Origin of the sequence: Gordonia sp. (in: high G+C Gram-positive bacteria) (genome assembly GCF_020438995.1) — a bacterium.
Classification (GTDB): Bacteria; Actinomycetota; Actinomycetes; order Mycobacteriales; family Mycobacteriaceae; genus Gordonia.
Genome location: NZ_JAGQTN010000185.1, coordinates 1 through 3,294, shown reverse-complemented (window position 1 = coordinate 3,294; position 3,294 = coordinate 1). Strand labels below are relative to the sequence as shown.

Below are 3,294 nucleotides of genomic sequence, written 5' to 3'. Positions count from 1 at the left end.
TGTTCACCCTCGGCTACATCGAGACCAACTCGAGTGCGTACACCCTGTTCGACAGTGTGTCGAACCTGATCGCCCAGTACCTGGCCGCGCAGGATTCGGATCCGGCACTGGCCGCCCGGTTCGACGATCTCATCGCCCACGACACACCTGATCTGAGTGGTGGCCTGTCCCTGGTCAGGTCCGATCGGCACCGAGGCTATATCGACTCGAAGACGATCCGGAAGACTATTGACCGCGTGGTTTCCGAAACCGGCTGTCGTCCACTCATTCCGGGATTCGCGGATTCGCTGCGCACTCGCCCGGCAACCACTGCGGGATAAGTCTCGTAGCCGGATCGGGAACTTCTCGGCCGCGAGTTCGGCGGCGTGATTGAATACGCCTGTGTACCGGCTCGGGCTTCAGGCCTTTCGTTTCGCGGTCTGCGGCCTCGTGTTGCTGGTGATGTTCGCTGCCGCACCGACCCGAGGGTGCGGGCGTGGGTCAGGGCGAACCTGACCGGATGATTCACAGTCAACCCGGTATCGGCGACGGCCACCCGTCTCCGCTTCCGAGGTACCTGCTGGGATCTGACCCTGAACGGGAAACCAGCACGCCCCGAGGATGTTTCGCGGTTCGACCTGGACGAGACCATTGCACGCGGAGTGTTCAATAGACCTTGCTGATAGTTCTGGAATCCGGAACTGAGTGCAACGTTGCGCAGGCGTCGACCGGACGATCAGAGGGATTCGACGACGGTTGTCTGCGTACCCTCCACGAGGATCGCCTGGTCGTCGTTGAGAAAGGTCAATTGGTGCCGGGGCGAATAGGTCTGATCGATCTTGACGAAAAGTTCCGGCGGGAAGAGCTCGATCTTGCTGTCCGCGTGCGGCACGATCGCCGTGTCGACGAAACCGAGCCCACGATAGTAGGTGAGATCCGGTGCACTTGCCGGATCGTCCATGAGTGACACGGGTTCGATGCTGGAACCGGCGATCACAGCTCCCGCTGACAGTCCGATGTATGGAAGGGGGGTCGAATTCCCTTCGCCGGCACGAACTTTACGGACGAGTACGTCGTCGAGCCCGTGCCGTCGCAGATTCGCCAGCAGAACGAAGGTCTCGCCACCGCACACATACAGCGCGTCGAGTTCGTCGAGGATGGCGGCGAACTCGTCGGCCGAACCGATCTCGCCGGCGGTGATGGTGCGGGGCCGGTACCCGAGCTGTTCGAGGCGGCCACGCTCGGTACCGGCGAAGTCCTCGCCGGCGAAGGGCAGCATCGCGTCGTTGAGATAGCCGAGACGGATGTCCGCAGGAGCCTTTCCGGTGTGCCGGTCGAGGAATCCCGGAAGTGCTCCCGCACCCCAGGACAACAACAAGGCCTTCACGTGTCAGCTCCTGTCTTCGCATCCGATGCCCGGACCAGCCTACTCATCGGTCGTCAGCACGGGACCCTGTCGTTGTCGGGTGTCATGATCGACGAATGACCTACGACGACCAGACCTGGCACGAAGACAGCCTCGACGAGTTGGGTATCGAGGATCTTGCCGCGGCGGGCACCCATATCGGGATGTACTTCGCGTGGGCCCACTCTCGGGGACTCGTAGCCGACGCCGTGCCCTTCCACAATCCCGGCGGGCCGCCGATCATGCGTCCGGTGACGACTTTTCACCTGCTGACGCAGCGGCTGGTCACCCCGGGCCGGTACCTCGGCGACCACTGCTGCGGCGAGATCAACTCGTCCATGCTGACCGACGAGGGCAACCGCTTCACCGAGGCCAAATACGACGAGTGCATACACGCCTACGTGGCGGTGCCGGAGATCGCCGAGCTGCCGACTTTGTATCACGCCGGGGACTCGTGGGAACTGTTCGATGCCGTGGCCCCGGTATTCGACAAGGAATACGCGAAGTGGCGGGAAACTTCCTGATCAGCAAGGGGGCGAAGCGGATTACACGGTTTCGCGGGCGTGATCAGGTGGGCGGGTTCGCGGCGAGAATCCGGTTGAGCCGGGCGGCCTGCTTGGTCAGGTGGAACATTTCGGCCTGATTGGTCGCGGCGCGTGCGGCCGTCGCGTACAACGTGGCCGCGGTGGCCAGGTCACCGGCGCGCTCGTGCAGGTGCGCGGCGACGGCGTCACGACGCGGGGTACCGGCTGCGACGCCCTCGAGTGCCTTCAGACCTGACTGCGGTCCGTCGGCCTCGCCGATCGCGACGGCCCGGTTGAGCAGGACCACCATTCCGCCGGAGAAACGCAGCAACTCGTCGTACCAGGACGCGATCTGGGGCCAGTCGGTTTCGCCGGCGTGCGCGGCGTCGTCGTGTAAGGCGGCGATCGCGGCCTGCGCCTGATATTCGCCGAGCCGGTCGCGCGCCAGCGTCCGCTGCAGGATGCCGACGCCCTCGGTGATCATCGCGGTGTCCCAGCGTGAGCGGTCCTGCTCGGCGAGCGGAACGATCTCACCGTCCGGCGTCAGGCGGGCTGCCCGTCGGGCATGATGCAGCAGCATCAGGGCAAGCAGTCCGGCAATCTCGGGATCGTCGCTGCCTGCGGCGAGCTGCCGGGTCAGCCGGATCGCCTCGACGGCCAGGTCGACCTCCCCGGTGTAACCCTCGTTGAAGATCAGATACAGCACGCGCAATACCGCGGTGACATCGCCGGGCTGATCGAACCGGGCCTCGCGCACCGTCCGCTTGGCTCGCGAGATCCGTTGGGCCATCGTTGATTCCGGAACCATGAAGGCATCGGCGATCTGCCGTGTGGTCAGCCCGCCGACCGAGCGCAGGGTCAGCGCTATCGCCGACGCCATACTCAGTGACGGGTGGCAGCAGCGGCTGAGCAGGAGCAGGGTGTCGTCATCGACCTCGGTCGGGCCCGATGCCGGCTCCTGCTGCAGCCGCTCCTCCCTGCGGTGGCGGGCGGCATCGGAGCGCTGGGCGTCGACGGACTTTCGGCCGGCGACGGTGACCAGCCACCCGAGCGGATCGTCGGGCTGCTGTTCGGGCCAGCGTCGTAGCGCTTCGATGGCCGCCTCCTGCACGGCATCCTCGGCCGCCGCCCGGTCGAGACCACGACGGACGAGGATGCCGACGACCTGCGGAATCAGGTCGGGGAGCACGTCGGTCATTCGGTGACCGTCGGGACGTGACCGTAGAACGGCCGGACCTCGATCCATTCGCAGATCGGGGTACCACCCGGGCCCGGTGCCGCCGACAGCCGGGCCGCCGCCTCGTAGGCGCGTTGCTGCGAGTCGACGTCGATCACCATCCAGCCCGCGATCAGGTCCTTGGTCTCCGCGAACGGGCCGTCGGTGAC

4 protein-coding genes and 1 pseudogene are annotated in these 3,294 nt (G+C 65.5%); 2 read left to right on the top strand and 3 right to left on the bottom strand.

Annotated features, from left to right (window positions below; all coding sequences use genetic code 11):
• Positions 1-320: pseudogene (locus KDB67_RS13490) on the top strand (NAD(P)/FAD-dependent oxidoreductase); the annotation flags it as partial.
• A 395-nt stretch (positions 321-715) separates the two neighbouring features.
• Here KDB67_RS13490 and KDB67_RS13485 read toward each other — a convergent pair.
• The gene (locus KDB67_RS13485; RefSeq protein ID WP_291016461.1) at positions 716-1,366 is read right to left on the bottom strand and encodes a Type 1 glutamine amidotransferase-like domain-containing protein; all 651 of its coding nucleotides are present in this window, start codon (positions 1,364-1,366) and stop codon (positions 716-718) included.
• A 95-nt stretch (positions 1,367-1,461) separates the two neighbouring features.
• On the opposite strand from KDB67_RS13485, the gene KDB67_RS13480 reads away from it, so the two are divergent.
• On the top strand, positions 1,462-1,908 hold the full coding sequence (locus KDB67_RS13480; protein ID WP_291016458.1) for a hypothetical protein: 447 nt from the start codon (positions 1,462-1,464) through the stop codon (positions 1,906-1,908).
• 43 nt (positions 1,909-1,951) lie between these two features.
• On the opposite strand, the gene KDB67_RS13475 is transcribed toward KDB67_RS13480, so the two are convergent.
• Complete coding sequence (locus KDB67_RS13475; protein ID WP_291016455.1) at positions 1,952-3,106, bottom strand: DUF6596 domain-containing protein; 1,155 nt, start codon at positions 3,104-3,106, stop codon at positions 1,952-1,954.
• A partial coding sequence (locus KDB67_RS13470; RefSeq protein ID WP_291016453.1) for a YciI family protein occupies positions 3,103-3,294 on the bottom strand: 192 nt, incomplete at its 5' end. The genes KDB67_RS13470 and KDB67_RS13475, both read right to left, overlap by 4 nt.

Bases quoted from the DNA above. Each gene is read 5' to 3' on its own strand.
- KDB67_RS13480 (WP_291016458.1), top strand. From the start codon at position 1,462: ATGACCTACGACGACCAGACCTGGCACGAAGACAGCCTCGACGAGTTG.
- KDB67_RS13475 (WP_291016455.1), bottom strand. From the start codon at position 3,106: ATGACCGACGTGCTCCCCGACCTGATTCCGCAGGTCGTCGGCATCCTC.